At 62.3% G+C, this 6,977-nt stretch carries 5 protein-coding genes; 1 reads left to right on the top strand and 4 read right to left on the bottom strand.

What is annotated here, in order from left to right:
- The 4 genes from htpG to FJ222_11390 form a co-directional block, all read right to left on the bottom strand.
- A partial coding sequence (gene htpG / locus FJ222_11405; GenBank protein MBM4165028.1) for a molecular chaperone HtpG occupies positions 1 to 1,867 on the bottom strand: 1,867 nt, incomplete at its 3' end.
- Positions 1,822 to 2,343, bottom strand: coding sequence for a YchJ family protein (locus FJ222_11400; GenBank protein MBM4165027.1), 522 nt, complete (start codon positions 2,341 to 2,343; stop codon positions 1,822 to 1,824). The genes htpG and FJ222_11400, both read right to left, overlap by 46 nt.
- A gap of 31 nt (positions 2,344 to 2,374) precedes the next feature.
- Complete coding sequence (locus FJ222_11395; protein ID MBM4165026.1) at positions 2,375 to 3,418, bottom strand: NAD-dependent epimerase/dehydratase family protein; 1,044 nt, start codon at positions 3,416 to 3,418, stop codon at positions 2,375 to 2,377.
- A gap of 88 nt (positions 3,419 to 3,506) precedes the next feature.
- The gene (locus FJ222_11390) at positions 3,507 to 5,969 is read right to left on the bottom strand and encodes a glycosyl transferase (protein MBM4165025.1); all 2,463 of its coding nucleotides are present in this window, start codon (positions 5,967 to 5,969) and stop codon (positions 3,507 to 3,509) included.
- A gap of 193 nt (positions 5,970 to 6,162) precedes the next feature.
- On the opposite strand from FJ222_11390, the gene FJ222_11385 reads away from it, so the two are divergent.
- Positions 6,163 to 6,977 (top strand): hypothetical protein (locus FJ222_11385; protein ID MBM4165024.1); only part of this gene is annotated, 815 nt, incomplete at its 3' end.

Raw genomic sequence — 6,977 nt, 5'->3', positions numbered from 1 at the left:
CCTGGCCAAAGAGCAGATCGGCATAATCGGCGAGCCGGGGATCAGCGCCATCGGCATCGCGCATGGCGCGCATCTTCTCAATCAGGGGATGTTTCGGATTCACTTCGAGGATGCGCAGTTGCTTGGGGGCCTCCTGGTTCATGGCGCGCATGAACCGCTCCATGGTCGCGTTCATGGCCTGGGAGTCCACGACGAGACAGCAGGCCGAGTCGGTGAGACGCGGCGAGACGCGCACCTCGCGCACCCGGTCCGTCAGGCGGGCCTGGAGGGTGTCGAGCAGCGGACGCAACGCCTGCCCCGCTGCCTCGATCGCCTTCTTCGCCTCGGCCTTTTCCGCGTCGGAACCGAGTTCCAGATCGCCTTTGTCGATCGCCCGCAACTTACACCCATCGTATTCGTCAAGCGCATCCACCACCCACTGGTCGATCGGATCCACCAGCAATAGCACGTCGCATCCGCTCGCCAGGACCGCTTCGAGGTGGGGCGACTGGCGGGCCGCGTCGAGGCTCTCGGCGATCAGATAGTAGATCTCCTGCTGCGTCGATTTCATGGCATCGCGATAGTCCCGGAGCGAGATTGGCGCGTTCCCCTCGGCCTGAGACGCATGGAAGAGCGCGAGCTCCTGGAGCTTGGCTTTGTTTTCAAAATCGAAGTGGAAGCCCTCCTTGAGGATGCGTCCGAACGCCTTGAAGAAGAGCTTGTAGTCGTCCGGCTTGTCCTTCTTCATATCGGCGAGGGTGGCGAGAATCTTGCCCACGATATTGCTGCGAATCTTGCGGATCACGGCATCGTCCTGCAGGATTTCACGCGAGACGTTTAACGGCAGATCGCTCGAGTCCACAACGCCGCGGACAAAGCGGAGGTATTCCGGCAGCAGGGCGTCGAAATCGGCGCCGATGAAGACATTGCGGACGTAGAGGTTGAGGCCGTGCTTACGCTCCGAGCGGTAGAGCAGGTCAAACGGCATTTCCCTCGGGATGAACAGCAGCGCCCGGAACTCGACGGCACCCTCGACCGCCATGGGGATCACTCTCAGCGGCGCGGCGCCGTCATGCGTGAGATGCTTGTAGAACTCGGTGTAATCCTCGTCCTTCACCTCGCTCTTGGCGCGCTTCCACAGGGCCTTCATGGTGTTGAGTGGCGCGTCTGACGCGCCGGGCTCCTTGCCGTCCTTGCCCAGGCGGATGGGATGGGCGATGAAGTCGCTGTATTGCTTGACCAGCGCCTTGATCCGCCACTCCTCGAGATAGTCGTCCATGCCCTCGCGCAGATGCAGGGTGACTGTGGTTCCCGGCGCGTCGCGCGTCGCGGCGTCCGTGGTGTACGTGCCGTCGCCGGTGGAGTGCCAGCGAACCGCAGCATCGGCCGCAACGCCACGGCGGCGGCTGACCACGGTCACCGCGTCGGCCACCATGAATGCGGCGTAGAAGCCCACGCCGAACTGTCCGATCAGCTCGGGCGCGTTGGACGCCTGCTGCTCCTTGAGCGCCTGCAGGAACGTCTTGGTGCCCGAACGGGCGATCATCCCCAAGCTCTCCTCGGCCTCGGCCTGTGTCATGCCGATACCCGTGTCGCACAGCGTCAGCGTCCGCGCCTTCTTATCGACGGTCAGGTCAATCCGCCAGTCCGTCACGCCATCAACCAGCGTCTTGTCGGTAAGCCCCTCATATTGCGCCCGGTCGATCGCATCAGACGCATTGGAAATTAGCTCCCGGAGAAAGATCTCTTTTTTTGAATAGAGAGAATGAATAACTAAATCGAGCAGTTGCCGGACTTCTGTCTTGAAAACGTGTGTTTGTTCCATGTCACATCTCCTGTTGATTAGTTCTTCAGTTTCTCGTCCGCTTCGCGCGCCGTTCCGCAACATTTCTTATGCTTCCTGCCGCTGCCGCAGGGGCACGGGTCGTTGCGGCCGACCTTGGGGGCCTCGCGCCGAACGGGGGCGGGCCCGATGATGTGGCCGTCCATAAACACCCAGATCCCGTCGCGTTTCTCGAACTCGGCCCGCTCATGATGTTCGAAATCGGATTCCTTGACCTTGTAGTGGGCCAGAAATTCAATCACTCCGCGCTCGTCGTGCTGGCCGCCGTCCGTCGCCTGAATGATCTCAATGCCCGTCCATTCGGCCGACTTCGCCCATTTCTTGCTGCCCTCGGCATCAAACTCCTTGCGGACGCGTTCGCTCGATGTCTGATACAGATAGTCTATCGCGCCCATGGCATAAGCCGTATAGCGCGAACGCATCAACGCCACCGCCGTCGGCGGCTTGGCCCGGCCCAGCAGATAGGGTTCGCAACACTCGCCAAACGGTTTGCCACTGGCACAGGGACACGCATCACTCATGAATCACTCGCTTTCTTTGCCTCCGCCCCACCTAGAAAAACCGTTTGACGACGCCGAGAATCCCCTGCTTCCACGGCACCCGGTGCGAGACACCTGCGGCCTTTCTGAAGGTCTCGAAATGTTTGAGATACCACTCGTAGTTGCGCACCAGCGCATCGCGATTGGAATAGATTGGCGCAAAACCCAGCACCCGCTCGGCCTTCTCGATGCTCACGAACGAATCCTCGCACGCGGTCTCGTACACCCACTTGTACAAGGGCGACAGGTGCAGGGCTTCGAGCACGCGCAGCGTCCAGATCATCGGGCGCGCCGGGAAACCGATGATCCGCCTGCCGAACCCAGCGCGGTCCAAGACCGCCTGATAATCCTGTTTCATGGTGGTGAAGACCTTGGCGCCGATGTTAAACGTGTCGTTGACGATCGCCGCGTCCCCCGTCAGGCAGAGTCCGATCGCCTCGCAGAGGTCGTGCACATCGAGCAACTGATAGCGATTGTTGCCGCTGCCGATCATCGGGAAGTTGCGCCCGTCACGCGCCCAGTCGTAAAACAGGGCAAAAACCCCGAGCCGTTCCGGGCCGATGAACGACTTGGGTCTTAGAATCGGCACACACATCCCCTTCCGCCGGTATTCCAGGCACGCATCCTCGGCCGCAATTTTGGCCCGCCCGTAGGGGCCGACCCCCTGCATCGGGTCGGTCTCGATCAGCGGGTGATGGTCGGGAATGCCATAAACCGCCGTACTGGAAATATGAACGAAGCGCCGCACCCCGGCCGCGCGCGACGCCTCCAGCAGATTGCGCGTGCCGTCGATGTCGGTGGAGAGGATATCCGCCTCCGAATACAATGGCAGTGCGGCAGCCGTATGCACGACCCACGTAGCGCCGGCGACCGCGCGCGCGACCGCAGCGCGGTCGCGGATGTCGCCCTGCATGAAGGTGACGCGACCGATCTCCGGATAATCAAACGGCGCCACATCCAGCACGCAGATGTCCGTGATGCCTTTGTCCAAAAGGGACCGGACCAGGTTGATGCCCAGAAAACCGCTTCCACCCGTTATCAGAACCCGTTCCTTCATGACGATATCCTCTCGAAACCCACCCGCAGGCTTGTCTGCGGGCAGGTCCCACGCCAAAGGCGCGCTGGCTCTTGTGCGAGGGCGTCCCCTACCCCATCACCACATCCACCCGATGCGTCTTGCCGTCCTTGAAATCGGGCAGCAGGCTGCCGACGATAGTCTTGCCGTCCACGGTGACTTGTTTGACGCCCTTGCTCACATGCGAGGGATTAGTCACGCGGATATCATAGTTCGCGCCACGGAACCGGCGCTGAACGCGGAAGCCCTCCCATTGCTTCGGAATGCACGGGTCCAGCAGCAGGCCATCATAATCGGGCTTGATGCCCAGGATGTACTGCGAGACGGCCAGGAAGGACGAGGCGGCGGTGCCCGTCAGCCACGAGTTCTTGGCCTCGCCGAAGCGCGCGGAATCGGGCCCCGCGATCATCTGCGAGTACACATAGGGTTCACACCGGTGGACGTCGCTGATGGCCTCCCGCTCCGCCGGGCAGATGGATGCGTAGTACTCCATGGCGGTGTCGCCGCGCCCGACGTTACACTCGGCAATCGTCAGCCACCCGGTGGGCTGACAGAAAATGCCGGCGTTTTCCTTGACCCCCGGGGGGTACGACGTCATTTCGCCCAGGTAGAAGTTGTACGACGTGTACGCCGGCTGCTGCAGCACGATGCCGTGCCGCGAGAAGAGCCGCCGCTTGACCGCGTCCAGCGCCTGCGCCAACATGCCGTTCTCCTTGCCGACCGAGGCCATGCCGATCCACCCGTGCGACTCGGCGAAGATCTGCCCCTCCGCGTTCTCCTTGGATCCGATCTTTTTGCCAAACCGGTCAAAGGCGCGGACAAACCACTCGCCATCCCAGCCGTGCGCGATAATCGCCTCTTGCATCTCCTTCACGGCAGCTTCGGCCATTGTGGCATGCTGGATGTCTTTCTTATGCCGGGCCATGCGCATGAACTCGCTCACCGCCCAGACGAATTGCCCCGCGATCATCAGACTTTCCGGAACGCTGCCGATCGCGTCCGTGAGGCTTGCATGCGTGGCATCGCCCTGGAACGTGTCGCCGGGCTTGATGCTGGTCATAATCAGGTTCAGGCAGTCGTTCCAATCCGCGCGTCCCACGAGCGGCAGCTTGTGGGGGCCTCGATTCGCCATGATGTGGTTGACCGAGATCACGAGGTGCTCGTAGAGCGTCGCGGTGTCCGTGGGGTTGTTATCGAAAGCGGCCTTCTCTTCCAGAATAGACCAGTCGCCCGTCTCCTTGATGTAGGTGGCCGTCCCCAGGATGAGCCACAGGGGGTCGTCGTTGAAGCCGACGCCGATGGTGGCATTGCCCTTCTTGTCGAGCTGCTGGTACTGGTGGTACGTGGCGCCGTTGCGCCACTGGATCGCCGCCAGTTCGAGGATCCGCTCGCGCGACCGGGCGGGCGGCATGATGTGGACCGCGCCGTACAGGTCCTGACAGGCGTCGCGGTAGCCGATGCCCCGTCCGATCCCCGTCTCGTAGTAGGACGTGGAGCGCGCCATGTTGTAGGTGGTCACGCACTGGTACTGATTCCACGTGTTGACCATCATGTCCAAATTGGCATACGGCGTCTCCACCTGGAACCGGCCGGTCAGGTCCTGCCATTCCGCAACCAGGGCCTGGAACGCCGCCTCGGAGTTCCGGCGGTCGAGGTATTTGGCAAGCGTCGGCGCGACATACTTCTTATTGATCACGCCGGGGGCGCTGAACTTCTCGTCCTCGGGGTTCTCCGCATAACCCAGGAGGAAGTTGATCTTCCGCGTTTCCCCGGGTTTCAGCGTGATCGCGATGCCGTGCGATCCGCAGGGGTTCCAGCCGCAGGCCTTCGAATTGCGGCTCTTGCCTTCGGTCACGACCTGAGGCTCGTGAAAGCCGTTGTACGCGCCGAGGAAACTCTGGGAGTCGGTGTCAAAACCGGCGATGTCGGCGCTCGTGGCGAAATAGGCGAAATGGTTGCGCCGCTCGCGGTATTCGGAAACATGGTAGATGGTGTTGCCGACCACCTCCACCTCGCCCAGGTTCAGCGTCCGCTGCAGATTGGTGGCGTCGTTGAGCGCCTCCCAGAGGCAGAACTCGACGAAGCTGAACAGGGTGATGCGCTTCTCCTGCTTCCCCGTGTTCGTGACGTCGGTCTCCCAGATTTCACAGGTTTCGTTGAAGGGGACGAAATAGCGCGTCGCGACGCGGACGCCGTCCTTCTCGCCGGAGATGATCGTGTAACCCAGGCCATGGCGGCACTCGTAGGCATCCAGATCGGCCTTCACCGGCATCCATCCCGGCGCCCACGATTTCCCGGTCTGCTCGTCCCGGACATAGAGATAACGGCCTCCGGAGTCCATCGGGATGTTGTTGTAGCGGTAGCGGGTCAGCCGCCGTTTCCGGGCGTCGGTCATGAAGCAATAGCCGCCCCCCGAGTTGGAAATCATGCCGAAGAAATTCTGGGTGCCCAGATAGTTGATCCAGGGCAACGGCGTGTCCGGGCGCTGGATCACATATTCCTTCTTCGCAGTGTCAAAATAACCGTATTTCAAGTGTGTCTCCCGTAAGTGTGTGGCGCCGAACCCGCCGGGGCTCAAGCGGCGAATAGATTACCCGATCACATTCGCAAACGCAACAAGCGGTTTTGGAGTTGTCATTGCGGAGAGGCGCGCGGGCGGCTATACTGTCCCCGAAACGAGGAGAGTGCCATGAGAAAAAAGAGGCGTTGCGGCGGGGTTTGCGGTTGTGGCGGCGATGGCGTGCGCATGGGTCTGTCGGGCGGGCGACCCGGCGGTGTCAAATGTGCGTGTGCAGCAGCGCGGCGGCGGATCGAAGCTGGTGGATATCTGGTATGACGTGGCGGACAGCGACGGTGACCGGCAGACGGTGAGCGTGGCGCTCACGGATAACGGCGCGCCCGTGCCCGCCGCCAGCGTCAGCGGCGACGTCGGGCCGGGCGTGCGGCCCGGCGCGGGCAAGCAGATCGTCTGGGACGCCGGAGCCGACTGGCCGGGGAACCTCTCGGAGAACGTGCGGGCGACCGTGACGGCGGACGACGGGCGGACGGGGAGCGGGCTCTACATGGTGATTGATCTCTCCGGAGGGCCGTCGGCGTCGAGCTATCCGGTGTCGTACCTCAGCGGCGTGCCTGTGGGCGGTTGGACCGACACCTACAAGACCACGAAACTGGTGATGCGGCGCATCCCGGCGGGCACATTCACCATGGGCGGGCGCTCCACGGACTATCCGGGCGCCAGCGACGACGGGCTGCACCAGGTGACGCTGACGCAGGATTTCTACATCGGGGTGTTCGAGGTGACGCAGAAACAGTGGGAGCGGGTGATGGGGAACTGGCCCGCGTACTTCTTCAACGCCACCCATCGCGACAGCCGTCCGGTGGAGTGGGTGAGCTATTATGACATCCGGGAGAACCCGAACAACAGCGCGATCAGCCCGAACTGGCCGCAGTCGGCGCAGGTTCACGCGGACTCGTTCATGGGCAAGCTGCGAACGAAGACGGGGCTGGCGACCTTCGACCTGCCGACGGAGTCTCAGTGGGA

The organism is Lentisphaerota bacterium (assembly GCA_016873675.1).
Classification (GTDB): domain Bacteria; phylum Verrucomicrobiota; class Kiritimatiellia; order RFP12; family JAAYNR01; genus VGWG01.
The sequence above is the reverse complement of the archived record's forward strand: the minus strand, read 5'-3'. Positions and strand labels throughout refer to the sequence as shown.